20 protein-coding genes are annotated in these 22,934 nt (G+C 71.9%); 10 read left to right on the top strand and 10 right to left on the bottom strand.

Annotated features, from left to right (window positions below):
• Positions 1 to 146 precede the first annotated feature (146 nt).
• Positions 147 to 662: a hypothetical protein gene (locus tag LX83_RS29425; protein ID WP_253777226.1), complete on the top strand. Its 516-nt coding sequence runs from the start codon at positions 147 to 149 to the stop codon at positions 660 to 662.
• 123 nt (positions 663 to 785) lie between these two features.
• On the opposite strand, the gene LX83_RS29420 is transcribed toward LX83_RS29425, so the two are convergent.
• Together LX83_RS29420 and macS are read right to left on the bottom strand one after the other, a co-directional pair.
• A complete protein-coding gene (locus LX83_RS29420; protein ID WP_253777490.1) occupies positions 786 to 1,424 on the bottom strand; it encodes a response regulator in 639 nt (212 codons plus the stop codon).
• Positions 1,425 to 1,480: 56 nt separating this feature from the next.
• Positions 1,481 to 2,638, bottom strand: a complete 1,158-nt coding sequence (macS, locus tag LX83_RS29415; RefSeq protein WP_253777225.1) for a MacS family sensor histidine kinase — start codon at positions 2,636 to 2,638, stop codon at positions 1,481 to 1,483.
• A gap of 173 nt (positions 2,639 to 2,811) precedes the next feature.
• Here macS and LX83_RS29410 point away from each other — a divergent pair, with 173 nt between their 5' ends.
• Positions 2,812 to 4,005: a sensor domain-containing diguanylate cyclase gene (locus LX83_RS29410; protein ID WP_253777224.1), complete on the top strand. Its 1,194-nt coding sequence runs from the start codon at positions 2,812 to 2,814 to the stop codon at positions 4,003 to 4,005.
• 15 nt (positions 4,006 to 4,020) lie between these two features.
• Here the strand turns inward: LX83_RS29410 and LX83_RS29405 are convergent, their stop codons facing one another.
• Positions 4,021 to 5,172 carry an AI-2E family transporter gene (locus LX83_RS29405; protein WP_253777223.1) on the bottom strand — a complete coding sequence of 384 codons (1,152 nt, stop codon included), beginning with the start codon at positions 5,170 to 5,172 and terminating at the stop codon, positions 4,021 to 4,023.
• 353 nt (positions 5,173 to 5,525) lie between these two features.
• On the opposite strand from LX83_RS29405, the gene LX83_RS29400 reads away from it, so the two are divergent.
• The 3 genes from LX83_RS29400 (at position 5,526) to LX83_RS29390 (ending at position 12,179) form a co-directional block, all read left to right on the top strand.
• Complete coding sequence (locus LX83_RS29400) at positions 5,526 to 7,787, top strand: translocation/assembly module TamB domain-containing protein (RefSeq protein ID WP_253777222.1); 2,262 nt, start codon at positions 5,526 to 5,528, stop codon at positions 7,785 to 7,787.
• A gap of 234 nt (positions 7,788 to 8,021) precedes the next feature.
• Positions 8,022 to 9,122 carry a hypothetical protein gene (locus tag LX83_RS29395; RefSeq protein ID WP_253777220.1) on the top strand — a complete coding sequence of 367 codons (1,101 nt, stop codon included), beginning with the start codon at positions 8,022 to 8,024 and terminating at the stop codon, positions 9,120 to 9,122.
• Between the two features lie 276 nt (positions 9,123 to 9,398).
• Positions 9,399 to 12,179, top strand: coding sequence for a beta strand repeat-containing protein (locus LX83_RS29390; protein WP_253777218.1), 2,781 nt, complete (start codon positions 9,399 to 9,401; stop codon positions 12,177 to 12,179).
• Positions 12,180 to 12,297: 118 nt separating this feature from the next.
• On the opposite strand, the gene LX83_RS29385 is transcribed toward LX83_RS29390, so the two are convergent.
• Together LX83_RS29385 and LX83_RS29380 are read right to left on the bottom strand one after the other, a co-directional pair.
• Entirely contained in the window at positions 12,298 to 13,158 is an 861-nt protein-coding gene (locus LX83_RS29385) for a GGDEF domain-containing protein (protein WP_253777216.1), read from the bottom strand.
• 283 nt (positions 13,159 to 13,441) lie between these two features.
• A complete protein-coding gene (locus LX83_RS29380; RefSeq protein ID WP_253777214.1) occupies positions 13,442 to 14,215 on the bottom strand; it encodes an E3 ubiquitin ligase family protein in 774 nt (257 codons plus the stop codon).
• 419 nt (positions 14,216 to 14,634) lie between these two features.
• Here LX83_RS29380 and LX83_RS29375 point away from each other — a divergent pair, with 419 nt between their 5' ends.
• Positions 14,635 to 15,621: a helix-turn-helix transcriptional regulator gene (locus LX83_RS29375; protein WP_253777212.1), complete on the top strand. Its 987-nt coding sequence runs from the start codon at positions 14,635 to 14,637 to the stop codon at positions 15,619 to 15,621.
• Positions 15,622 to 15,896: 275 nt separating this feature from the next.
• Positions 15,897 to 16,265, top strand: a complete 369-nt coding sequence (locus LX83_RS29370) for a nuclear transport factor 2 family protein (protein WP_253777210.1) — start codon at positions 15,897 to 15,899, stop codon at positions 16,263 to 16,265.
• 68 nt (positions 16,266 to 16,333) lie between these two features.
• Here LX83_RS29370 and LX83_RS29365 read toward each other — a convergent pair whose 3' ends face one another.
• Positions 16,334 to 17,161 carry a helix-turn-helix domain-containing protein gene (locus LX83_RS29365; protein ID WP_253777488.1) on the bottom strand — a complete coding sequence of 276 codons (828 nt, stop codon included), beginning with the start codon at positions 17,159 to 17,161 and terminating at the stop codon, positions 16,334 to 16,336.
• A gap of 124 nt (positions 17,162 to 17,285) precedes the next feature.
• Positions 17,286 to 17,831 carry a hypothetical protein gene (locus LX83_RS29360; RefSeq protein ID WP_253777208.1) on the bottom strand — a complete coding sequence of 182 codons (546 nt, stop codon included), beginning with the start codon at positions 17,829 to 17,831 and terminating at the stop codon, positions 17,286 to 17,288.
• A 623-nt stretch (positions 17,832 to 18,454) separates the two neighbouring features.
• On the opposite strand from LX83_RS29360, the gene LX83_RS29355 reads away from it, so the two are divergent.
• Positions 18,455 to 19,198, top strand: coding sequence for a class I SAM-dependent methyltransferase (locus LX83_RS29355; RefSeq protein WP_253777206.1), 744 nt, complete (start codon positions 18,455 to 18,457; stop codon positions 19,196 to 19,198).
• Between the two features lie 87 nt (positions 19,199 to 19,285).
• On the opposite strand, the gene LX83_RS29350 is transcribed toward LX83_RS29355, so the two are convergent.
• Together LX83_RS29350 and LX83_RS29345 are read right to left on the bottom strand one after the other, a co-directional pair.
• Positions 19,286 to 20,551, bottom strand: a complete 1,266-nt coding sequence (locus tag LX83_RS29350) for a lipase/acyltransferase domain-containing protein (protein WP_253777204.1) — start codon at positions 20,549 to 20,551, stop codon at positions 19,286 to 19,288.
• A gap of 191 nt (positions 20,552 to 20,742) precedes the next feature.
• Positions 20,743 to 21,615 carry a helix-turn-helix domain-containing protein gene (locus tag LX83_RS29345; RefSeq protein WP_253777202.1) on the bottom strand — a complete coding sequence of 291 codons (873 nt, stop codon included), beginning with the start codon at positions 21,613 to 21,615 and terminating at the stop codon, positions 20,743 to 20,745.
• Between the two features lie 168 nt (positions 21,616 to 21,783).
• On the opposite strand from LX83_RS29345, the gene LX83_RS29340 reads away from it, so the two are divergent.
• The gene (locus tag LX83_RS29340; protein WP_253777200.1) at positions 21,784 to 22,083 is read left to right on the top strand and encodes a putative quinol monooxygenase; all 300 of its coding nucleotides are present in this window, start codon (positions 21,784 to 21,786) and stop codon (positions 22,081 to 22,083) included.
• A 129-nt stretch (positions 22,084 to 22,212) separates the two neighbouring features.
• Here the strand turns inward: LX83_RS29340 and LX83_RS29335 are convergent, their stop codons facing one another.
• Complete coding sequence (locus LX83_RS29335) at positions 22,213 to 22,398, bottom strand: hypothetical protein (protein ID WP_253777198.1); 186 nt, start codon at positions 22,396 to 22,398, stop codon at positions 22,213 to 22,215.
• Between LX83_RS29335 and LX83_RS29330 the strand changes: the two genes are divergently transcribed.
• Entirely contained in the window at positions 22,397 to 22,681 is a 285-nt protein-coding gene (locus tag LX83_RS29330) for an alpha/beta fold hydrolase (protein ID WP_253777196.1), read from the top strand. The two genes, LX83_RS29335 and LX83_RS29330, sit on opposite strands and share 2 nt — an antisense overlap.
• Positions 22,682 to 22,934 lie beyond the last annotated feature (253 nt).

Here is a 22,934-nt window from a genome sequence, read left to right as displayed (position 1 = left end):
AAATTATCTCCGGGCATTGTTGCAGAAAGACTCGACATGTCTCGTCGAGGTGTAGCAGACTCTGCCGCGCCCAAGTGGCCGACAGAGAGTGACTTGGCCGCAATTGTCGGTCACGCGTTTCTTCTGAACGAGGAGTTGGCAAAGAAGTGAGTTCGATCGACACCGCCGCGCGCCCTCGGCCGGGTGTGCTGTCGGCGGCGGCGTGGTCAGCGGTGCTCGTGGCCGTGCTCGCCGTGGCCTACGCCGTGGTCACGTTCACCGCGGGCCGGGACATGGTGCGCTCGCTGGCGACGGACTACCTGGACCAGGAGGTCGGTGAGCTGGCCGGCAGCGACCTGTTCTCCGGCGAGGAACTGGCCGACATCGCGGCCGCGGCCGGTTACGGCGTCCTCCAGTTCACCAGCGTCGTCTGGATCGTCGTGGGCATCGCGGCCCTGCTGGTCGGCCTCGGCCTGCTCGCCGGCAGGGGCTGGGTCCGGTTCGTCCTGCCGCTGTTCCTGCTGGTCGGCCTGGGCCTGGCCCTGCGCGACCTGGCCGACCTGACACCCGGGGTGCTGCAGGGCATCGCCGCCGTCGCCGCGTTGGCGCTGCTGGTGACCACGGTCCTGCAGTGGCTGCCGGCGAGCAACGCCCACCTCCGGCAGCGCCGGACGGCGGGCTGAGCACAGACAGATCTGGGGATCTGGTTCCACAGGGGTTCACGGGGTGCTGCGGGGCTGGCCGGGCAGGGTTGCCGGCCAGCCCCGGTGGCGTGCTCGGCCCGCGTCGGGCGACGCGGCGCCGGCTCAGGCGTCCGGGTCGCGGTCCAGACCGTGCTCGATGGCGTACCTGGCCAGCTCCACCCGGTTGTGCAGTTGCAGTTTGCGCAGCGTGGACTGCACGTGGTTCTCCACCGTGCGGTGGGAGATCACCAGTCGCGACGCGATCTGCCTGGCCGTCAGCCCCTTGGCCACCAGCCGCAGCACCTCGGTCTCCCGCTCGGTGAGCCTGGGCAGCTGGTCGTCGTCCGGGGTGGCCGCCATCCGCCGGTACTCGCCGAGCACCAGGCCGGCCAGTCCCGGCGTGAACACCGCGTCACCGGCGGCGGTGCGGATGACCGCCTCGACCAGTTCCGCGACCGAGGCGGACTTCACCAGGTAGCCCGACGCGCCGGCCTTGACCGCCTCCAGCACGTCCCCGTGCTCACCGCTGGCCGACAGCACCAGCACCCGGGTGTTGGGCAGCTCCCCGGTGATCCGCAGGGTCGCGTCCACCCCGGTGGACTCGCCCAGGTTGAGGTCCATCAGGACCACGTCCGGCCGGACCGCCCTGGCGATGCGCACGGCCGACTCGGCGTCCGCCGCGGTCGCCCGCACGTCAAAACCGCGCTCGGTCAGATCCCTGGCCACGCCGTCGCGCCACATCGGGTGGTCGTCGACCACCATCACCGACACCTGCTGATCGTTCACGGACCAATCCCCCTCACTCACGGGTCCCCTCCTCAGTCGCGGCTGGGCGCGCGGGGAACCCGCACCTCCCACTCGGTGCCCTCGCCGGGCCCGGTCTGCAGGTCGAGCCGACCCCCCAGGGCGACGACCCGGCCGCGCATGGACTTGGCCACACCCATCCGGCCCTCGGCCTCGGCCACAGCCAACCTGCCCGACGGGATTCCCGGGCCGTCGTCCCGGATGCTGAGCACCACCTCGTCGCCCAGATCCTCCAACAGCACCCAGGCGCGCGCGTCCGGCCCCGCATGCTTGTCCACATTGGACAGTGCTTCTCTGGCGATCGCGGTCAGCTCGGTCGCGGTCCTGGCCGCCACCATCACCCGGGTGGCCGGCGCCGCCACCTGCACCCGGTGCGTGGCCAGCAACTGCAACTCCGGCCGCAGGTCCACCTCACCGTCTACTGTGGACTCGGCAGGGGCGGCCGAGACCAGCGCGCGCAACGCCATCTCCTGCTCGCCGGCCAGCGCGGCCAGTTCGGCGGCCTCGCCGCCCAGCTCGGCGCCCCGGCGCTGCACCCTGGCCAGCACCTGGAGCACCCCGTCGTGGATCGACCTGGCCAGCCGCTCCCGCTCGGCCGTGGCCGCCTCGGTGCGCAGCGCCCGCGCCAACTGCTCGGCCGACTGCCTGGCGACCTGCGCGGCCAGCCCGACCACGAACCCGGCGCCCATCAGCAGGGCCGCGTCCCGCAGCACGTCCACGTCCAGCCGCCCCAGGCTCAGGTAGGTGCACAGCGCGACCACGCCGCCGGCGACCATGCCGGCGTAGCGCCCGGCCAGCGTGCCGGCCGCCACCGGCGGTTCAGCCGCCCAGATCGTGGTGATCAGCGGGGTGCGCCAGGCGTACTGGGTGTCCGACAGGATCAGCGGTGACAGTCCCATCAGCGCGCAGGTCACCACCACGTCGGCGACCACCACCCACGGGCGCCGGCCGAACCCCTGGCTGTACGCCCACACCGTGAAGGCCGTCCAACCACCCATCGCGGTGACGGTCACCCAGGCCAGCCACGGACGGGTGTACCCGGTGTGATTCACCCAGGTGACGCCAACCGCGAACAGGAAAGTCACTATGCGTAGTACGCCAGTCCCCCGCCACAACGGAGTCGTGGGATCCTGGACCCGGTCGTTCCCCGGAACGGTGAAGCGTTGCTGCACGTTGCGCTCCCTTCGGGATCATCCTGCCGTGTTCGAGTGGCCTGGCTAACCCCCAGGTGGCGGTCTTCTGCCCGACGACGATCTGTGCAAGGCTCACCGACGTTCGGTGACCAGATCCGGGGGACGACCATGTGCGTCACCGAGATTCGGCACTCCCGCACGGGGAGGGCGGTGTGCGCGACTGGCCCATGTGGACCCTGCGTCGATCGGCGCTGCTGTACTGGCTCGCCATCGACGCCGCCGCGCTGGGCGTGGTGGGCTACGTCCTGGTGTCGACACCGGAACCACCGGTGTTCCAGGTCCACCGGTTCGCCGCGATCGGCGGCACCGCCATCGTGGTGGTCATCATGACCGCGCTGACCAACCAGCGCGGTGAACCCCAGCGCAACCCGTGGCCGGTGCACGTCTGCTACCTGTGCGCGGGCATTGTCGCGCTCCCGGTCAACCTGCTGGTGCTGCTGCTGTTCGGCCCGGCACTGCACGGCGTGCTCGGCGGCCGGCCCGAACCGCACCGCTGGGTGTTCACCCTGTCCGCGACCGCGCTGGCCGCCTTCATCAGCCGGGCGGTGGTGGGCTGGTCGGCGCCGGTGCTCGACCCGTGCGACATGGTCTCCGGCGCGGCCGTCTTCCTGGTCTGCCGGGCCGTGCTGGTCACCGTCGGGCTGTGGCTGCGCCAGCCGAGCACCCGGTGGGACGAGGTCATCGGCGAGCGGGTCGACATCATGCTCGGCGTGGTCGCCGCCTGCACCGGCGGGCTGATGGGCTGCGTCACCCTGGGCCACGCCTGGCAGGCGCTGATCGCCGGCCCACCCATGATCCTGCTGGAACGGGCCGCGCAGCTGCCGCAGTGGCGGCGCTCGGCGCAGCGGGACGCCAAGACCGGGCTGGCCAACGCCAGGCACTGGGAGGCGCGCGCCCGCTACGAGCTGGCCAGGACGCAGGGCCGGCGCCGGCCGGTCGCGCTGCTGCTGATCGACCTCGACCACTTCAAACGGGTCAACGACCGGGTCGGCCACCTGGCCGGCGACGCCGCACTGGCCGGTGTCGCCATGCTGATGCGCCGGATCGTGCGCGGCGCCGACCTGGTCGGCCGGTTCGGCGGCGAGGAGTTCGTGGTGCTGCTGCCCGAGACCGAGCCCTACCAGGCCGAGGCCGTCGCCCAGCGGATCAGGCTCGCCGTGACCGCGCTGCGGGTGCCCACGGTGGACACCGAGGCCCGGCCCCACCTGCTGTCCGGGCTCACCGTGAGCATCGGCGTGGCCACCTCGGAGCGGTTCGGCTACGACCTGGACAGCCTGCTGGTCGCGGCCGACGCGGCCATGCTCGCCGCCAAGAACTACGGCCGCAACCAGGTGGAGATGGCCTGACCGGGCCGGACCAGCTCAGGCCTCGTCGCCGGTCTTGCTCGGCCGGGTGGCCCCCGGCCTGGTCACGTCGACCTGTTCCGGCGGCACCAGGTCGTCCTCGTGGTGCAGCAGCGACCGCACTCCCGCGTTGAGCACCGCCAGCAGCGGCACGGCCAGCAGCGCGCCGGCGATCCCGCTGACCACCATGCCGACCGCGATCGCCAGCACCACGGCCAGCGGGTGCAGCTTGACCGCCCGGCCCAGCAGCAGCGGCTGCAGCACGTGGCCCTCCAACTGCATCACGCCGACCACGATGGCCAGCACGATCAGCGCCGGCACCAGCCCGTTGGCCACCAGCGCCACCAGCACCGCCACCGTGCCGGTGAGCACCGCGCCCACGATCGGGACGAACGCGCCGAGGAACACCAGCGCGGCCAGCGGCACGGCCAGCGGCACCCCCACGATGGCGATGCCGATGCCGATGCCCACCGCGTCCACCACCGCCACCACCGCGGTGGCGCGGACGAAGCTGACCAGCGAGGCGAACCCGCGGCGGCCGGCCACGTCCACCCGGTTCCGCACGTCCGAGGGCACCGCGCGGATCAGGAACCGCCAGATGCCGTCGCCGTCGTGCAGGAAGAAGATCAGCGTGAACAGCACCAGCAGCAGGCCGGTGAGCAGTTCGCCCACGGTCACCGCGGTGGTCAGCGCGCCCGAGGTGATCGTCGACGTGTTCTCCCGCAGGGTCTGCGGAATCCGGGCCAGGAAGTCCTGCAACTGCTGCTGGCTCAGGTGCAGCGGGCCGTTGATCAGCCAGTTGTTGATGGTGTCCAGGCTGCGCCCGACCTGGGTCTGCAACTCGGGCAGGCCGTTGGAGAACTCGTTGATCACGAACGTCAGCACGCCAACGACCACGGCCAGCCCGCCCACCAGCACGACGGCGGTGGCCACCCCGCGCGGCACCATCCAGCTCACCAGCTTGGCCACCGCGGGCGAGAGCAGCGCGGCCAGCAGCAGGGCGATGGCGACCGGCACCACCACCGTGCCCACGTAGCCGAGCACCTGGCTGATCACGTACAGCGCCGCCACCACCGCGAGGAAGCGCCAGCTCAGCGCGGCGCTCACGCGCAGGATCAGCGGAACTCGCCCAGCGGTGTCCTGGTCCGGGTCAACCCTGCGGGTGCTCACGAAAACCACCGTAGCCGCCCCGGCCTGGTCTGGGAGGGTTCCGCGGCTGATCCGCCCGCGTGATGTGGCGCCGGCGACTCGACCACCCGGCCGCGACCACCGGCCGCGACCAGGCAGCCGCGACCAGGCAGCCGCGACCAGGCAGCCGCGACCAGGCAGCCGCGCCCGCAGACCCGGCTGTTCAGCCCCGGCAACGCGGACCCGGTCACGCGGTCCCCGGCAACGCGGGCCCGGTCACGCGGTGCCGGCCGCGGCGAGAAACCGCGAACCCCCGAGCGGGGGTACACGTCCAACCCCCGGGTGATCACACTTGCGGGCGGTGACGAACGCTCACCGGAACGGGGGAGGCACGGGTGACCGAGTACGTGCGGCCGGACGTGCTCACCGGCGTCGAGCGCAGGGTGTGCGCTGCCTTCGCCAGGGGGGAACGGCTCAACCTCAACCCGGCCGGCCGGGGCGTCGGCCGCGCGGGCCAGGCCACGCGCGCCGACCGCCAGGTGCGCGCCGGCGTGCTGGCCGGCCTGCTCACCGGGTACTACCGGATCGAGCCGGCCGGCATCCCGGCGCTGCGCCTTGCCGGCGCCGAGATCACCGGCGAGCTGGACCTGGAGGGCTGCCGGATCAGCCCGGTGGTGGACCTACTGGGCTGCGTGTTCGAGCACGGGCCCAACCTGCGCATGGCCGACCTGGTCGGGCTGCGGCTGCGCGGCTGCCGGCTGCCCGGCCTGCGCGCCCGCAACCTGTCCGTGCACAGCGACCTGGTGCTCGAAGCCGGGTTTCACAGCGACGGCGTGGTCGACCTGACCGACGCCACGGTCGACGGCACGCTCCGGCTGGCCGGCGCGGTGCTGCGCAGCAACCAGGACCACGCCCTGCTCGGCGCGCGCCTGCGGATCTCCGGGTCCATCCAGGCCATCGCGCTGCGGGCCACCGGCGAGGTCCGGTTGCGCGGCGCCAACATCGGCGGCAGCGTGCACCTGGGCGGTGCCCGGCTGAGCAATCCCGGCCAGGACGCGCTGGAGGCGACCGGCCTGGTGGTGACCGGCAACCTGTTCTGCGACTCCGACGGCGGCCGGTTCACCGCCGAGGGCCGGGTGCTGCTCGACGGGGCGCGCATCGGCGGCGACGCGGTGTTCTCCGGTGCGCGGCTGCGCGCCAGCCAGCGGGCCGAGCGCCAGGTGCTGGTGATCCCCCGGGGCCTGGCCGACGACTCGGCCGCCCTGGTCGCCGACCGCATCCGGGTGGACGGCAACGTGGAACTGGACCAGGGGTTCACCACCACCGGCGGGGTGCGGCTGCCCAGCGCGCGCATCGGCGGCCACCTGCGGCTGTCCGGCGCGGTGCTGGGCCACCCGGACGTGATCGAGGAGGTGGCCGGCCAGGGCGGGGCGGCCGGCCGCCGGGTGCCGGTGGCGCTGCACGCCGACGGCATCGAGGTGGGCGGCGACCTGGAGGCCAGGGGAGCGGTCAACGGCGGGCTCGCCGGCGACGGCGACCGCGCCAACGCGCTGCGGACCTACGGGCAGGTGCGGCTGGCCGACGGCGTTGTCCGGGGCAGCGCCAGCCTGTCCCGCGTGCAGCTGCACGCCCCGGGCGCGGACGTGCTGTTCGCCGACCGGCTGCGGGTCGGCGGCACGCTGTTCCTGCGCGACGCGCGGGCCAGGGGGTCGGTGCGCATGCAGAACGCCGCGATCGGGTCCACTGTGGACTTCACCGGCGCCAGGCTGACCGAGCCGAGGCTGCGGCCGGACGGCAGCGTGAAGCCGTCGCTGGACGTCAACGCCGCCACCATCGGCAAGGACCTGTTGTGCAGCTTCGGTTTCCAGGCCACCGGCGGGGTGCGCTGCCGCTGGGCCGAGGTGGGCAAGATGGCCTCGTTCAACGGTGCCAGGCTGGGCGGGTCCAGCACCGAGATCGCGCTCAACTGCTACGGCCTGTCCGCCGACCAGCTGGTGCTGCGCTTCGGGGAGGCCGCCCCACAGGGCCGGGTGCTGCTGACCAGGGCCAAGGTCAGCTCGGCCTCGGACGGGGCAGGGCTGTGGACGGCCAGCGGGGGCGTGGTGGTCGAGGACTTCGTGTACGGCTCGATCGCGGCCCACCCCGACGACGTGGACGTGCGCACCCGGTTGGGCTGGCTGCGCCGGGCCCAGCCGGACTTCACGCCCGGCCCCTACGAGCAGTTGGCCGCGGTGTACCGGGCCGGCGGTGACGAGGAGCGGGCCCGGCAGGTGCTGTGGGAGAAGCAGCGCCGCCGGTACTCCGAGCTGGGTGTGGCCGGCCGGTCCTGGGGCGCGCTGCAGCGGTGGACCGTGGGCTACGGCTACCGGCCGTGGCTGGCGATCGCCTGGCTCGGGGTGTTCTGGCTGTTCGGGGCGGTCTGGCTGGACGCCGCCCTGGGCGGCCACCACCAGCCGATGAACGACGACGACCACCCGGTGTGGAGCCCGTGGGTGCTGTCCATGGACCTGCTGCTGCCCATCATCGACCTGGGGCAGGACGGCAAGTGGCAGTTCCCCGGCGCCTCGCTGTGGGTGTCCAACCTGTTGATCGCGGTGGGCTGGGTCCTCGCGTCCACGGCGGCGGCCGGTCTGACCCGGGTGCTCAAGCGCAACTGAACGCGCCGAGCCGCCGCGGTGCGGCGGAAACAATCCCAGGTCGCCGGCTGGCGGTGTAACACGATCTAGCGAACCTCGGGTGCAGGGGCTGGGCATCGCGGCGCGGAACTGCCAGTCTCTACCGCATTCAACCCGTTGCACTCCGTGTTCGACGATGTACGCGGAGTGCCGGTATCGTCCCGGGGGGCCTGAGCCGCAACCCAGGTCGGCCCGAGATCGCAACGAGGAGTTCACATGTCTGCCGACGACCCACGAGCGGAAGCGGGGGCGCGCCGCGTGCGCCGCCTGCTCTCCCGCGCGCTCGTGGTCGTCGGCGGTGTGCTCACCGGCACCGCGCTGTCCTGGGCGCTGTCCACCGCGACCGGGGCCGCCCAGCCAACCACCGCCGGCCCGCCCGACCACGGGATGTCAGCGGCCGAGGCAGCCGGCGTCGGTGCCGACTCCGACCTGGTGGACCCGGCAGCAGCCACCCAACAGCCGGTTCCGGCGGCCGACCCGTCCGGTTCCGATGGCCAGGTGGGCCGCCCGGTGTCCGGCGAGTCCGAGCCAGCCGTCGACCTGGCCGGCGAGGACCTGGCCGGCGAGTTCGACCCGCTGGCCCAGGCGTTGGCGAACGCCACCCCGCCAGCGGCGCACCGGCCCATCGGTGGCGTCATGATCAGGCCGGTCATCGACCCGATCCGGCAGTCCGTGCCCGTTGGCGGGTCCGAGCCCGTCGGCGGGTCCAACGCGGACGATTCGCCGTCAACCGACTGGCTGGACACGCTCGACCAGTGGCTGCGCTCGCTCGGACCGAGCGAGGAGCAGCTGTCCGGGTTCCCCCCGGCCCCGGTCGTGGAAGCCACCCGACCGGCGGTGCCCAGCGGCTGGCACGTCCAGCAGTGGCGCGGTGACCAGTGGTCGACCGTGCCGCCAGCGGCGACGGCGGACCAGGCGGCGCACCCGGCCGAGACCACCGAGGCGCACCCGACCACCGACCAGCCGGACACGGCCGACCAGCCGCGGTCCGACCAGGGCGCCAGCCCGGCCAGTGCGCGCCGCGGCGGCTCGTCGCTGATCGTGCGCTCGGCCAGACAACACCCGGTGGACGTGACGCCCGCCTCCGGCCCGTCCCGTCAACCCGTCCCCACCCGGCCAGACACTCCCCCGGCACACACCCCGGCAGCACCGTGCTCCTGCGGGCTCGACGGGTCCGGGGCGGCCGGCAACCAGTTCGTCGGCGTGCCGGTCCAGGCCGCCGACACCCCCGGAATCGCGGTCGGTCGCGCCCTGACCCGGCGCCCCGCCCCGACTCCGGTCCTTCCCGGCCGGCAGCCGGGCATCACTCCGGACTGAGAACCCCGCGCGACCCGCGGCGACAGCGTTTCGCCGCGCCCGGTCGGCGTCGTGCTGTGCCGTCCGGACCGCGCACTCACCGCCAGCAGTGCTGTTCCACAGCCAGTGCCTCGGGGCGCCGCGCGCCCCGATCCGTGAACCCGGGTGGCCACGCACCCCGAACCCCATCCCCGGCCACCCCACCGTTCCCCGAAACGGGGAAAACGAAGGGAGATTCCATTGCAGACCTGGGCGAAGCGTGGACTCAAGACCGCGCTTTTCACCGGTGGTTTGCTGATGCTCGGCACGGGCATCGCCTCTGCTCAGGAAAACGTCGACCCGGACCGCCCCGCCTCGCCGCTCGACGGCTCCCTGGCTGTTCCGATCCGCATCGCCAACAACGATGTGGCCACCCCGGTTGGCCAGTACGGCCTGCCCATCATCGACACCACCATCAGCACCGATGACCTGCGGTTGCGCGAGGTGGTCGGACCGCTGCTCACGCCGGCGCGGGACGCGGCCCACACCGGGCCGGGCATTCCCGAGCGCACCCCCGACCCGCTCAACGGCAACCGGGGCAACGCCGACGTGGCCATCCCGGTCGACGTCTCCGGCAACATCATCGGCGCCGGTGGCAACGGCGTGGTCGTGAACGACTCGGCGCAGAGCTACGTCAAGGACCGGGACGTCACCACCGAGGGCCGGCACAGCAGCCTGGGCGGCAACGTCGCCGACATCGACTACGCCCTGCCCATCCAGGCCACCGGCAACGCGGTGGCGCTGCCCGGCAGCGACGTCGAGTCCTACAACCGCGCCGACCAGCACACCGAGGTCACCGGCGACACCACCACGTCCGGCTCGCAGAGCACGCTGGCCGGCAACATCGCCGCGCTGCAGTACGCGACCCCGGTGCGGCTCAACGGCAACGCCATCTCCGGTGGCGGCAACGCGCGGACCCACTCCGACACCACGTCCAGCACGGCGGTCGGTGGTTCCGGCCGCACTTCCGGTGACGACGGCACCCTCTCGGGCAACATCGCCGGCCACCCGCTCGCCCTGCCGCTGGGCACCAACGGCAACGCGCTGGGCACGCTCGGCAACGCCGAGGCCGTCGCCACCAACGGCACCGACACCACGGCCGGCGGCACCCGGCCCGGCCGCGACGACCTGCCGCACTGGGCGCAGACCAGCGGCAACCCGTCCACGCTGAGCGGCAACATCCTGCAGCCGCAGCAGGCCACCCCGGTCGACCTGGACGGCAACGCCACCAGCGTGGTCGGCAACACCGCCACCGCCGGCCAGTCCGACAGCCACGCCAGGGCCGGCGGCATCAGCAGCACCAACGCGCACAACGCGGCGCTGTCCGGCAACATCGTCGACGGCCCGCTCGCGCTGCCCTCGCAGGTCGCGGGCAACGGCTCGGCCGTGGTGGGCACGGCCGCCGCCCAGCACGACCACCGGGTCGACGTCCAGTCCGGCTGGGACACCCACTCCAAGGGCGACGACTCGGTGCTGTCCGCGAACGGGGTGACCGCGCCGTACTCGGGCACGGCCGACCTGTTCAGCAACGCCCAGTCGGTGCTGGGCGTCGCCACCGCCAGCGGAAGCAACGACTCGCACGCGCGGACCGGCGGCTACAACGGCGCCACCGGCAACAACGCCGTCGGGTCCGGCAACATCGCCCAGCTGCCCGTGGCCGCGCCGGTCGAGGGGTACGGCCTGGCCACGGGCGCCGTGAGCAGCGCCGGGTCCATCGCCCAGGAGCACAAGGTGGTGGAGTCCGGTGGCGACCCCAACACCATCGACGACTGGGGAACGGTGAGCAGCAACGTGCTCACCGGCCCGGTGTCTGCTCCGGTACAGCTGTTCGGCGACTCGCTGGGCGCGGTGGCGAACGTCAGCGGCACGGCCGACAACGACACCACCGCCAAGGCCGGCGGCAACCCGACCGCCAACGGCCGGGGCGGCAGCGCCTCGGGCAACATCGTCCAGGCGCCCGGCTCGCTGCCCACGCAGCTGTTCGGCGCCAGCACCACCGCGGTCGGCAACGGCGACGCCACCGGCTACAACCACACCGCCTCCCAGGCCGGCGGGCACGCCGCCACCGACGGCAGCAACGCCAGCCTGTCCGGCAACGCGGTGTCCGCGCCGATCGGGGCGGCGACGCAGCACTTCGGCAGCGGCACCACCGCCGGCGGCAACGTGCTCGGCTCGGCCACCAACCTGACCAGCTCCACCGCGGGCGGCACGGTCACCACCGCCGGCGACCGCGGCTCGGTGTCCGGCAACGGGGTCACCGTCCCGCTGCTGCCGGTCACCCAGGCGTTCGGCCACTCCGAGGGGGTCGCCGGCAACGGCGCCGCCGCGGCGGCCAACAGCACCTACGCCTCCTCCGGCGGTGACGTGCACAGCTCCGGTGAGTTCGGGTCGATCTCCGGTGACCTGCTGACCGTGCCGGTGGTGCCGGCCACCACGGTGTTCAGTGACTCGGTCGCGGCGCTCGGCACGGCCGACTCGGTGGCCTCCCACGACCTGGTGGGCAACGCCAGCGGCACCACCCAGTCCAGCGGGTACGACAGCGGCGCCGGGTCCGGTGGGGACACCGACATCCCGGTGGTGGTCACGCCTCGCGTGTTCGACGTGCCGCTGCAGATCGTCGGCCAGTCCCTCACCCTGGTCTTCAGCCACAACCAGCAGATCGACACGGGTGACGGCAGCGAGTCGGGCCGGCTCGACCTGCCGGTCGAGGGCGACGCGTTGATGCAGATCCTGGACCTGCCGGTGTTCGGCCAGCCGAGCGGTCAGCCCCGGACCCTGCCCGCGCCGGCCCTGGCTCCCGCCCCGGTCCCGGGCACGCCGCAGCACGGTCTGCGGTCCGCCGGTGCCGGCCCCGAGGTGGGGCTCGGCGCGGTCGACCTGGCCGAGGGGATCGACCCCGCGGCTGTCGAGAGCCTGGTCGGCGGGCTCGACCTGCAGCGGGTGATCGGTCAGGGCGCGCCCACCGCGGCCCCCGGTGCCGCGCTGCTGAGCGGCAACGTGGTGGACGGCTTCCCCCGGCGGCTGCAGGGCCAGCTGTGACCACTGGCTGAGTCCGTCCGACACCTGACCTGACCCGGTTCGGTGTCGAACGGGCGGTGCTCACCCGGGCGGGTGCGTCACCGACGGCTGCGGCTGTCGGCGGCGTGCCCGCCCGTTGTCATGTCCGCTGTCGCAGGCGGTTCTCCACCTGCTCGACCACCACGTGCGTTGGCACGGCGCCGTCGCTGGTCACCCAGCCCACCCGTACCCGGGGACGGAGCCGGCCGGCGCCCATCGGCACCGGCCGCGTCGCCAGTTCCCGGACCCGCTCGGCCAGCTGTTCACCCGTGCCGTTCGGGTGCTCCGCGAGAACCGCGAACTCGTCGCCCCGGTAGCGGGCCACGGTGTGGTCGTCGCGCAGGCCTTCCCGCAGCCGGCCCGCCATCACGGTGAGCACCTCGTCCCCTCGGACAAAGCCGTAGCTGGTGTTGATCGCCGCGAGCTGGCAGATGTCCACCAGGACCAGCGAGGTCAGCGTGCCGTGGGTGCGGGACCGGAGCAGGGCCTGGTCGAGCCGGTCGAGCAGCAGCACCCGGCCGGGCAGGCCGGTGAGCGGGTCGAGCAGGCCCCTGGCCTGCCGGACGTCGGTGTCCACCGGGTGCAGCAGCACCAGCAGCCGCGCCTGGCCGTGCGCGCTGATCGGGTGGTAGTCGGCCCAGAGCCGGGCCTGTCGGCCGGTCGCGTCGACGACCACCACGGGAAGGGACAGCGGGGCTCCGCCGCGCAGCACCTGTTCGGCCAGTTCGGGGTCACCGGGCAGGGGCGCGCCCGAGTCGTCGCAGGCCCGCCAGTCCACTGGTCGACGGCCGGTGACTAGGTCGCGCCAACTCAGGCCCAGCAGGTCACCCGCCCGGTTGTTCGCGGCCAGCACCGCGCCTTGTTCGTCCTGTAGCAGCACGCCCACCGGTAGTTCCGCGACCAGTTCCGTCCAGGCCGTCAGGGGGGTGGTGGTGGGTGCCGCCGTGTCCACGGCACTCATCTGACTCGTACCTTCCGCTGGTGCCAGGCTCGGGTCGAGCCTGCATCGCCGGCCGGGCCGATTCAAGGGCAGGAGCCCATCGAAAAGGTGGTTTTAGCTGGCAGAAGGATGGTTCACCATCGGGTGACCCACTACCGGGAGGTAACCGGATGGGTCACTGCCACGACGGCGACAGTCGAGCGCGCGACCGCCACCAGGGTGACGCACCCCATCAGCGTGCGGCCGCCAAGAGCAACCGCCAGACCGGCGAGCAGGTGCCTGGCGGTGCGGCCGCTGGCCGGCACTACTGGATCACGCCGACGATCACCAGGGCCAGTCCGCCGAGCATGGCGGCCAACCCACCGAACGCGAACACCTTCTGCAACAGGGTGGTGTTCCTGCGCAGTTCTTCCTCGGTTTTGGTGGAGGCGATGAACGGGCCACCGTTCTGGGGCCGGTTGAACATCAGCTGACCGGTCTGGTCGGAGGCCTCACCGTGCACGTACAGCCGCACGCCCGGCCGGACCACCCATTCCTTGTACTCGAATCCGATGGTGTCGTCGCGGTTCCAGTTGTCCAGCCGAAAGCCGAAGATCGACGGCCCGCCGCCCGCGTTGTGCGGCTCGAACCTGCTCACCACCTGCTCCATGGCGTCCGAGCGCAGTCCCGACGGGTGCACCAGCACCGCGCCGGTCTCGTCCCGCACCAGGATGGGCTGGTCGGAGGTGAGGTCGGCGACCTTCTCACTGCGCTGGCTGGTGTGCCGGCGGCCGTCCGAGTCGTAGCGCACGTGCCGGTAGCGACGCTTGACCTCGTGCCGGTGCCATACGCAGGGCGTTTTCGACAGTTCCGAGACGAGCATCCCGTTCGGCCCCGGTTCCGCCGCGCCGATCACCTCGCAGACCTTGCGGAACCCGCCCGGCCCGCTGACCTCCACGGCGGTGCTGTGGAACATCCCGAGTTCGGCGACCTTCAGGGTCTCCGCCCCGATCAGGGCATGCAGGTCTCGCCGCATCGAGTGGGCCATGAAGAACCCGGCCACCCCAGCGACGATCAGGATGATTCCCCAGATGACCATCTGATGGCCGCCTTCCCACCGTCTTGCCTGTGCCTGTCCCCGGCAGGCACCGACACCGCTGTGCGAACGGACCCATGGAATGGCGCGGATGGCGGAGCCTCGGGGGCGTCACCGAACCTACAGATTCACCGGACCCGGTGTTGGCGAGGCGGCGAGGTTCACAGCAAGCGTTACGGCATCTGCATAAGCACTCTGCATATCCGTTGCTGGACTGGTTGATTTGTCCTGGTAGCACACGATGTTTCGGCTGATTCATCCGAGGAACTGTGGCCAAAACGACGAATCGCCGAAACAGCTCAGCGGGTGTGCTCGACCGTCACGTCAGACCGCGCAGCGCCGCCACCCGGGCCGCCTCCTCGTGCGGCCGGGCTCGACTGTCCGTCCGCAGGCGCTGTCAGGTACGGGGGAGACTGGCGGCCATGCGTGCCAGCCGTCTGGTGTCCCTGTTGCTGCTCCTGCAGACCCGTGGCCGGATGACCGCCCAGGAACTGGCCGACGAACTGGAGGTCTCGGTCCGCACGGTGTACCGGGACGTGGAGTCGCTCAGCGCTGCCGGGGTGCCGGTCTACGCCGACCGCGGCCCGGCCGGCGGCTATCAGTTGCTGGCCGGATACCGCACCCGGCTGACCGGCCTGACCAGCGGCGAAGCCGAGTCGCTCGTGTTCACCGGCATGCCGGAGGCCGCAGCGGAACTGGGCATTGGCGAGGTGCTGGCCGCCGCCGAACTCAAGCTGCTGGCCGCCCTGCCACCCGAACTGCGTTCCCGCACCCAGCGGATCAGGGATTGCTTCCTGCTGGACGCGCCGGGCTGGTTCCGGGAGGCCGACCAGACCCCGCACCTGGCCGCGGTCGCCGACGCGGTGTGGAACCAGCAGGTCATCCGGGTGCGCTACCGGCGGTGGACCGCGCCGCGCGAGGTTGACCGGGTGCTCCGCCCGCTGGGTGTGGTGTTGAAAGCGGGCGTCTGGTACCTGATCGCGCAGTCCAGGGAGCAGATCCGCACCTATCGGGTGGCCACCATCCTGGACCTGGAAGCACTGGGCGAGCACTTCGACCGACCCGAGGGATTCGACCTGGCCCAGTTCTGGCGGTCCTGGGTCGAGCGGTTCGAACGCGACATCTACCGGGGCGAGGCCGTGGTGCGGCTGTCGCCGGTCGCGATCGAGCGCATGTCGTTCCTGTTGGGTCCAGTGCTGGCCAAGGCAGCGCTGGCCAATGCGGAGCGGCCCGACCAGGACGGCTGGGTGCGCACGGTGCTGCCGATCGAGTCGATCCGGCACGCCCACGCTGACCTGCTCAAACTGGGCGCCGAGGTGGAGGTGCTCGAACCAGCGGAACTGCGGGCCCGCTTCACCGACACCGCACACGCCCTGGCTCGCCTCTACCCGGCCGACCAGGCCTGCTGAACCAGGCGTCCGTCGCGCCCTGACGTTATGTTCCACGTGGAACAACGCCGTCCGCGCTCGGCCTGTCCTGGCTGGGGGCGGCGACCGCGTCGCGCATCAGCAGGGATGCGCTGCCGTGACAAAACCCCGGGTGGTGGTCGGCCGCCGCTCGGCTTTACCTGCCGGGTAATCGACAGTCCAGCGCCGGGATGACAGGTTTGTGGTGGTTCCGCGGCCGCGACAACCAGCAGATCCACCCCTTCCGACCTGGTGTCTCAGTGAAAAGGACAGTTGTGATGAGTGACCTCAACGAGCTGGTTGACCGCTACCTGGCCGTGTGGAACGAGCCCGACCCGCAGGCCAGGCAGCAGGCCATCGCGGGGCTGTGGACCGAGGACGGCAGCTACACCGACCCGCTGGCCGACGTGGTCGGGCACGAGGCCATCGGTGCGGTGATCGCCGGTGCCCGCGAGCAGTTCCCGGGTTTCGTGTTCACCCGGGCCGGCGCCGTGGACGCGCACCACAACATCGCCCGGTTCACCTGGGAGCTGGCACCGGCCGACGGTGGGGAGGCCCTGGTGGTCGGATTCGATGTCGCCGTGGTGGCCGAGGACGGGCGGCTGCGGGGCATCTACGGGTTCCTCGACAAGGTGCCCTCGGCCTGACGGTCGGCAGGTTCCCCGCTCCGGCTGGCGGGTCTGGCTGAGTCGACGGGACCGCTCCCGTCCCCGGCTCAGCCGGCCCGGGCCTGCTGGTTCTGCTGGTTCTGCTGGACGAACTGGTGCAACACGGCCGAGGTCGCCGCGTCCGCCGGGAAGAACGACTCGATGACCAGTTCGGACACGGTGATGTCCAGTGGGGTGCCAAAGGTGGACACCGTGGAGAAGAAGGACAGCTCCTGCTCACCGTGGCGGACCCGCAACGGCACCACCACATCGCCGGGTCCGGGCAGTTCCACCTCGGGTTCTGGCTGGTCACAAGGGTAGGCGCGCAGCTCGTCGTGGAGTCGGGCCAGTTCGGGGCTGGCCGTCAGGCCCACCTGCCGCCGCAACCGACCGAGCAGGTGCGCGCGCCACTCGCCCAGGTTCACGATCCGCGGTGCCATGCCGGCCGGATGCAGGCTCACCCGCAGCACGTTCATCGGCTCGGCCAGCAGCTCCGCGGCCACCCCCGTGGTGAACAGCGCGACGCTGGCGTTGGCGTCAACCAGGTTCCAGAGCCGGTCGACCGCCACCGCGGGGTAGGGCTCATGCCCGGTCAGCACCTGCCGGACCGCGGCCCGCACCCTGGCCAGCTGTGGCGAGTCCAGCGAGTTCTCCGGGTACACCGGGGCGTACCCGGCGGCCAGCAGCAGGTGATTGCGCTCGCGCAGGGGCACGTCGAGTTCGTCGGCCAGGTGCAGGACCATGTCCCGGCTGGGCGTGGCGCGCCCGGTTTCCACAAAGCTGAGGTGCCGGGTGGACACGGCGGCCTGGATGGCGAGTTCCAACTGGCTCAGTCGGCGCCGCTCCCGCCACTGTCGAAGCAACTCGCCCACGGGCCGCTGCCGAGGCTCCGCCAGCGCGGTCACCTGTCGCTCCTCATGGCACGATGCTAAACCGCTGATCAGCTGGTCGGGGCTGGCCCTCGGCCGCGGCCCTGCCCGGCCGGGTGGACCAGTGACAGGCCGCGGGTGGTGAGTGGAACTAGGCGCGGGGACGGTCCGTGCGGGGTCCTGCGTCCCCGTCCTCCGCGCGCGGCGCACTGGCCCGGGCCTGCTCAACCAGTTCCTGGATGCGTGCCGCGCCGCCGCGCACCTCGGCCCGCACACCGGGCGCGGTGACGATGAGGGAGAGCACCTGCCGTGGGGTCGCGTCCTGACCGACGAGCTGGGTGTCCCACCGCTCGGCAACGCTCACCCGAGTCCAGGGGTGGGCGGAGCCGCGCACGACCACACCGCCCTGGAAGCAGTGCAGCCGGGTGCGCTGGGCGAACGCCCGCCGCTCCCGCAGCAGGAACCGGACGAGTGTGGCCACCACAACCGCCAGCAGCAGCACGCCGAGCACCAGCGGAGCGGCCGAGTCAGCGGCGACGACCAGCCAGACGCCCGCCACCAGCAGGACGGTCCACGCCATCGCGCGCACCATGTCACGGGGGCCCTCCGCGGGCTGGTCACCGTCCACCACGGTGAGCACGTGCGCGCCAAAGCCGTTCCTGGCCGCCACTTCGGCTGCCTCGTCCGGTGATCTCATCCCCCACCTCCGCCTGGTTCGACCAGCATAGGAACGCGAACGGGGTTTGGGTGGGGGAACAGGCGGACAACTGGTGCGACAGGAACGAGGAACAGGCGCTCGAACAACCGCGCGGCGGCACCCGTCAGGACGACACCGGTCAGGACGACAACCAGTCGAGCTGGCACCCGTTGAGAGGCCACTCGCCGGATCCGCACCCGCCGCGATGGCACCTGTCGGGACCGCACGCGTCGAGCCGGCATGGCGCTTCAGGTGAGCGAGAACACGTGCGCCGACCCACCAATCCCAGCCCCCACCCTCTCCGGGGGGCGTCCCCTGGACCAGCCTACCCGTCCCCACCTGCGGAAACACCATTCGGTGCGAAGTTGTGGACGGCGTCAGGGGCTGTGGACAACTGGGTGCCCGATCGGGTGAATCCGCGGCTGCTACCGGGAGTGTGGTGCACAATGCCCGGTCGCGTCGCACCGGCAACCCGGGTGCGCCTGGTGCCGTCCAGCCAGATGTCGTCGAGAAGCGCCAGGCAGCAGCACCGTCGCGCCAGCACCGGATCGGCAGGCGCGCCGAGCGGGACGGGGGCGGTCCACCGGTGAGCGGGATCGCGCGTTCGCTCCTACCGTCGGGGCATGGCCAGGTCAGACGAGCAGTACAACGCGATCAGCGCGGTGTACGAGCGGACCAAGCACATCCCCAGTGGGTTGGCCGAGCAGGCGACACTGCTGTCCGCGCTGCCCGACCTGCACGGCAAATCCGTGCTGGACGTGGCATCCGGTACCGGCTTCTACGCCCGCAGGTTCGTCGAACTCGGCGCGGCCCAGGTGGTCGGGGTGGACTCCGCCGAGGAGATGATCGCGGTGGCCAGGGCGCTGGAGGAGGACAACCCGCTCGGCATCGTCTACCACCAACACGACGCGGCCGACCTGCCGGTGCTGGGCAGGTTCGACGTGGTGACCGCGATCTGGCTGCTCGGCTACGCCGAGACCGAGGCCGATCTGGACCGGATGGTCGGCAACCTGCGAGCCAACCTCGCCCCGGGAGGTCTGCTGGTCGTGCTGGTGCCCAACCCGGACGCGGACTGGGACCTGCTCGCCAACTACGACCGGTACGGCTACCGCGTCGTCCGAACCGGGCCGGCCGGGACTCGGCAGCCGGTCACCGTGCAGGTGCTGGGCGATCCGCCGTTCGACTTCGCGTCGTTCTACTGGCCGCCCGGCGTGGTCGACGCGGCCGTGGCGCGCGCCGGGCTCACCGACGTCACCCGCCACCCCACGGTGCTGCCGGACACCGACCACGACGTGGAGTTCTGGCGGCAACTCCAGCAGAGCCCGACGTTCGCGGTGTTCTCCGCCCGCCGGCCGGTCAGCCCGTGAGCACGAGCGGCCCGTGAGCGACAAGCAGCCCGTGAGCGACAAGCGGCCCGGCAGGACGAGTGGTCGGTGAGCACGAGTGGTCGGTGTTCACGCGCCGGCCGGGGAGCGCGGGCGGGCCAGGTTGGCCACCAGCCGGTCGAGCAGCGCCGGGTCGCCGGGCAACGAGAAGTGGTCCACCCCGGGGTTGTCGGTCAGGCTGAAGCGGTGGCCGCGCATCGCCTGCCAGGCCAGCACCGCGTCGTTGGTGATGTCCTCCTGGTTGCCGTCACCGTCCCGGGTCATGAACTGGTCGGCGGGCAGCACCTGCCCCGGAACGAGGTTGGCCAGCCGCGCGCCCACGACCGTCGGCAGGCCGGAGCCCTTTTCCGCGTACACGTCCACGTTCGGGAACGACCGCGGCTGGGTGAACGGCACCGAGCCGATGTAGTGCGCGGCGATCTGCCCGGCCACCGGGAGGCCGGCGTCCGCGAACAGCCGGGGGTAGTCGCGCGGGGTGTAGGCGCGGCCGGTTGACGCGTCCTGGATCACGATCTCGCGGTCGCCGAAGATCCTCGGGTCGGCGGCGCTCAGGTACGTCGACGGCGCGGTCAGGTACATGGCCGCGCTGCTCTCGGCGTTCTCCCTGGTCGTGGGGTAACCGTAGTCCCGCACGTTCAGGCCGGTGAACAGCACCGCGTAGAGCAGGCCCTGCCCGGGGAAGTTGCCGGCGATCGGGGTGAAACCGTGGATGTAGGTGTCCCGCCAGGCCTGGCTGGTGTGGGTGAGCAGGTACTGGGCGTAGATCGGCCCGTTGGAGTGGCCGACCAGGTGCACCGGCCGGTTGCCGTTGGCGCGGTAGGTGGCCTCGACGAGCGCGCGGGTCCGCTGCAGGAAGCCGCCCATGTCCGGGGTGAGCCGGGAGTCGTAGCCGGCGACTCGGATGTCCCGGTCGCGCACGTAACCGGCGGCGGTCAGCCGTTGGTACAGCGGCTCGTAGAACGGTGCGCTGGTCGTGCTGCCGTAGTTGATGAACCGCACGGCCACGCCGGGCTGCTCGTGGAACCTCGCCGGCATCGGCGTGCGCGGGTCCGGGTCGTAGCGCAGGGTGCTCAGCCGGTCCTGGCACACCTGGGTGAACCCGGCGTCCGGCTGGCCGCTGCCGAACCAGTCCTCGAACACGCCGGAGCGGGGACAGTCCGGCGCCACCGTCTGGTTGGTGACGGTCACCCGCAGCTTGGTGAGGTGGAACGCGGGGAACAACACGACCGGGGTGCGGCCCGGTGGCGCTGCGGTCGCCGTGCCCGGCAGCACCGCCAACCCGGTCAGCGCGACCAGCGCCGCGACCACCACTCGGAACCAGGACCTGACGCGCATCCGACACCACCCCGTTCGCCGCTGAGTGTCGCGTTCCATTCTCGCGGCGGTGTGGTTCCGCGGCTGTGCCGTTTGCCCCAATCGGTGCCACCGGTGGGAGTTGGAGGAGGGGCCACGACCGCGCAGATCGGGTGGCGTCGGCGGACGGCCCGCTGGTGGAACACGGGTGATCCGGCGGGGGGCCCCGGCCGTCAGGGTGCTTGCTGGGCGGAGTGATCGGCTCGCGCGGGAACCGGGTTGGCGAGCGCGGCGAGGAGCAGGAGATCGGCGGCGGTGTCGGATCCGGCGGGCGCGCTGTAGATCATCATGGTCATGTCCGGGTCGTCGGGCGCGCGCATGGCAACGTAGTCGAGCGCCAGCTCGCCGATGCGCGGGTGGTGGAATCGTTTGCGGCCCCGGTTCTTCGCGTGGACGTTGTGCTCCGCCCAGAGGCGGCGGAAGTCGCTGCTGGCGAGCGAGAGTTCGCCGACGAGGCCGGCCAGTTGCGGGTCGTCGGGGTGACGGCCGGCGTCGTAGCGCAGATTGGCGACGGTGTCGCGCGCTTTGGTTTCCCAGTCGGGGTAGAGGTCTCGTGACGCCTCGTCGAGGAAGACCAGGCGAGCCATGTTGCGCTCGGCCGCCGGCAGCGTCGGGAAGTCGACGATCAACAGCCGGGCCAGTTCGTTCCAGGCCAGGACGTCCAGGCGTCGGCCGACGATGTAGGCGGGGACCGTCGTCAGCGCCGCCAGGGCTTGCCGCATCTCCGGGCCGACCTGTTGTGGGCGGCTCGCCCGCTTGCGCGCCCCCGCTGGTTTGGCCAGGTTGTGCAGGTGAGCGCGTTCGTCGGCATCCAGCCGGAGGGCGCGGGCAACGGCGTCGAGCACGTCCGGGGACACGTTGCGGGCTCGGCCCTGTTCCAGGCGCGTGTAGTAGTCGACGCTGACGCCCGCCAGCAGAGCGAGTTCCTCGCGTCGGAGCCCGGGAACCCGGCGCTGGCCACCGAAGCTGGTAGCACCGTCATCGTCGGGTTGCCGTCGGGCGCGACGGGTCTTGAGGAATTCGCTGAGCTGCCGAGCGCGGTCCATACCGCAGTGTGGCTGACGGATGGCCTGCTCTGCCTGGTTCTGTCAGACCCAGGCACGGTCAACCCCGACTGGTCGGAGCACTGGGTCGGGGGCTTGCGAGCGGCCACGATGGACATCGTTCGCCACGGCGGACACCTCGAACCACGAGAACCGAACAGGGAGTTCCACATGACTGGCACGCTGTCCCTCATCGCGAGCTTCACCGCCAAGCCCGGCCAGGAGCAGCGCCTCCGCGACGAGCTGACCGCGATGATCGCACCATCGCTGGCCGAGGAGGGTTGCCTGGGTTACCACCCGTACTCCGATCCCACCCGGGCGGATCGGATGATCATCGTGGAGGAGTGGGTCGACAGCGCCGCGCTGGACCACCACTTCTCCCTGCCGCACTTCAAGCACGTCGCCGCGGTGTTGGAGGAGATTCTCGCCGAGCCGTTCACCCTGCGCCGCCTGACCGACGTCCCGGCCTGACATCGCCGGTGTCCGCCAGGGGTGAGCACGCACCGCGAACACCGAGGACACCCCGGCGCTCACCGCGCTGCGCGAGGAGCCGAGTGGGCGCGCCGCACCTGGTTCGGCCGCACGAGCCGGGGCAGGGCGTTACCGGGTGTCCCTGTGTTCGGCTGGTTCCAGTTGGGTGCAGGCGTCCAGGAGCGCGGCCAGCTGACGTGATGGGGGGTCGGGGCGCACGGCCAGGTAGGTCTGGATGGCCGGCGTGGGGGCGGTGAAGGGCCGGAAGACGACGCGGGGGGCCGGCTGGATCTCGCCCGGCGCCAGTGCTGCCATGATCGACTGGACCGTTCGCCAACTGCTGGACTCGACCTTCCTCATCGACCAGCTCGTCGCCGACCAGGCCCACTACGACCCCCGTGACCGGCTTGGCCAGGTCCGGGTGCCCACCCACTTCCTGCACGGCGAACTGGACACCGAGGTCCCGCTGCGCATCCCCCAGGAGTGCGCCAGCCTGATCCCCGGTGCTCGGCTGACGGTCGTCGAGGGTGCCGGCCACATGTCCCAGCAGGACCAGGCCGAGCGTTTCACCCAGGCACTCCGCGCCGCCCTGCGGTAGTTCGTCGGCTCACCCGACCTGAGCAGGAGAGCAGCATGCGCGCCGCCGATGTCACTGTCACCGGCGGAGTCAGCGAGGTGAACGAGCCACCGACGAGGGAAACTGGGGCCGCTCATCGAGGCGCTCAGCGACGACCGCGTCGTTCCCCCACGTCACCAGCACGGACTGGCCGATCTCAGCCCACCCGCCACGCTGCCGCGGCTGCCCGGCGGACCTGGCCTCCCGCTGAGCGCCGTGCTGATCTCCTACGGCC

The organism is Goodfellowiella coeruleoviolacea, assembly GCF_024171785.1.
In the GTDB taxonomy this organism is placed as follows: Bacteria; Actinomycetota; Actinomycetes; order Mycobacteriales; family Pseudonocardiaceae; genus Goodfellowiella; species Goodfellowiella coeruleoviolacea.
Note: the sequence above shows the minus strand (reverse complement) of the source record. Positions and strands in the feature narration are given on the sequence as shown.

Coding starts and splice junctions, on each gene's coding strand:
- LX83_RS29340 (WP_253777200.1), top strand. CDS start 21,784: ATGACTGGCACGCTGTCCCTCATCGCGAGCTTCACCGCCAAGCCCGGC.
- LX83_RS29350 (WP_253777204.1), bottom strand. CDS start 20,551: ATGCGCGTCAGGTCCTGGTTCCGAGTGGTGGTCGCGGCGCTGGTCGCG.
- LX83_RS29380 (WP_253777214.1), bottom strand. CDS start 14,215: ATGGTCATCTGGGGAATCATCCTGATCGTCGCTGGGGTGGCCGGGTTC.
- LX83_RS29370 (WP_253777210.1), top strand. CDS start 15,897: ATGAGTGACCTCAACGAGCTGGTTGACCGCTACCTGGCCGTGTGGAAC.
- LX83_RS29390 (WP_253777218.1), top strand. CDS start 9,399: ATGCTCGGCACGGGCATCGCCTCTGCTCAGGAAAACGTCGACCCGGAC.
- LX83_RS29335 (WP_253777198.1), bottom strand. CDS start 22,398: ATGGCAGCACTGGCGCCGGGCGAGATCCAGCCGGCCCCCCGCGTCGTC.
- LX83_RS29395 (WP_253777220.1), top strand. CDS start 8,022: ATGTCTGCCGACGACCCACGAGCGGAAGCGGGGGCGCGCCGCGTGCGC.
- LX83_RS29330 (WP_253777196.1), top strand. CDS start 22,397: ATGATCGACTGGACCGTTCGCCAACTGCTGGACTCGACCTTCCTCATC.
- LX83_RS29355 (WP_253777206.1), top strand. CDS start 18,455: ATGGCCAGGTCAGACGAGCAGTACAACGCGATCAGCGCGGTGTACGAG.
- LX83_RS29385 (WP_253777216.1), bottom strand. CDS start 13,158: ATGAGTGCCGTGGACACGGCGGCACCCACCACCACCCCCCTGACGGCC.
- LX83_RS29420 (WP_253777490.1), bottom strand. CDS start 1,424: ATGGTGGTCGACGACCACCCGATGTGGCGCGACGGCGTGGCCAGGGAT.
- LX83_RS29360 (WP_253777208.1), bottom strand. CDS start 17,831: ATGAGATCACCGGACGAGGCAGCCGAAGTGGCGGCCAGGAACGGCTTT.
- LX83_RS29375 (WP_253777212.1), top strand. CDS start 14,635: ATGCGTGCCAGCCGTCTGGTGTCCCTGTTGCTGCTCCTGCAGACCCGT.
- LX83_RS29345 (WP_253777202.1), bottom strand. CDS start 21,615: ATGGACCGCGCTCGGCAGCTCAGCGAATTCCTCAAGACCCGTCGCGCC.